The 1,001-nt window shown below is 59.5% G+C and carries 1 protein-coding gene; it reads left to right on the plus strand.

Features of this window, described 5'->3' with window-relative positions:
* Positions 1 to 109 precede the first annotated feature (109 nt).
* Positions 110 to 910: a PhzF family phenazine biosynthesis protein gene (locus C8P63_RS18690; RefSeq protein ID WP_108026923.1), complete on the plus strand. Its 801-nt coding sequence runs from the start codon at positions 110 to 112 to the stop codon at positions 908 to 910.
* Positions 911 to 1,001: the final 91 nt, after the last annotated feature.

Raw genomic sequence — 1,001 nt, forward strand, 5'->3', positions numbered from 1 at the left:
GACCGGGCAGGACACGATTGGCAGACAGTCAAAGAGGTTTGAGACGTTAACCGAAGAATGGTTGAGGCGGGTGGAAACCACCTCAGACTGACGAAAGGGGACCCCCTTGATGGGACAAAAAATCATTCAGGTGAATGCCTTTACCGATCGCCCTTTCTCGGGAAATCCGGCGGCGGTCTGTGTGATGCCCGGACCGGCCGATGAAAACTGGATGCGGTTGGTCGCCCGGGAGATGAACCTGCCGGAGACCGCTTTTCTGTATCCGGAGGGTGATGGTTACCACCTTCGTTGGTTCACCCCCGTGGAAGAAGAAGACCTTTGCGGCCATGCCACCCTTGCCAGTGCCCACGTCTTGTGGGAAGAAGGACGTTTCCGCCCGGAGGAGACCCTCCGGTTCCACACGCGGAGCGGGCTTTTGACGGCACGACGGAGCGGCGGGCGGATCGAACTGGATTTCCCCGCTGAACCGGTGCACCCGGTGGAGATCCCGCCCTCCCTCAAGGAGGCTTTCGGTGACAGGATCCGTTTCCTTGGAGCCAACCATCTCGACTGTCTCATGGAATTGGCTTCCGAGACGGAGGTTCGCGGATTCGACCCGGATCATCCCTCCCTGCAGTCTCTTCCGTATCGACGCGGTCTAATCGTCACCTCCGCTTCGGAATCGGGAAAATACGACATCATCTCCCGTTTCTTCGCTCCCAACCACGGGATTCCGGAGGATCCCGCCACCGGTTCCGCCCATTGCGCTCTCGGACCCTACTGGACGGAGCGGTTGGGAAAACCGGAACTGCATGCCTTCCAGGCCTCGGAACGGGGCGGCATCCTTCATGTCCGCCCCGAAGGGGACCGCGTCCGTCTCGCCGGACAAGCGGTCACGGTCTGGCGGGGAGAGCTCGCAGGCGAAAAATAACCGGAATTCGGGAGCGGTTTCCATGGAACACAAGCGACTGAAAAAACCGGACCGAGAGCGCTCCCTGTCCGGTTTTTTCAAATTTTTCTTT

Origin of the sequence: Melghirimyces profundicolus, assembly GCF_003054245.1 — a bacterium.
In the GTDB taxonomy this organism is placed as follows: Bacteria; Bacillota; Bacilli; order Thermoactinomycetales; family DSM-45169; genus Melghirimyces; species Melghirimyces profundicolus.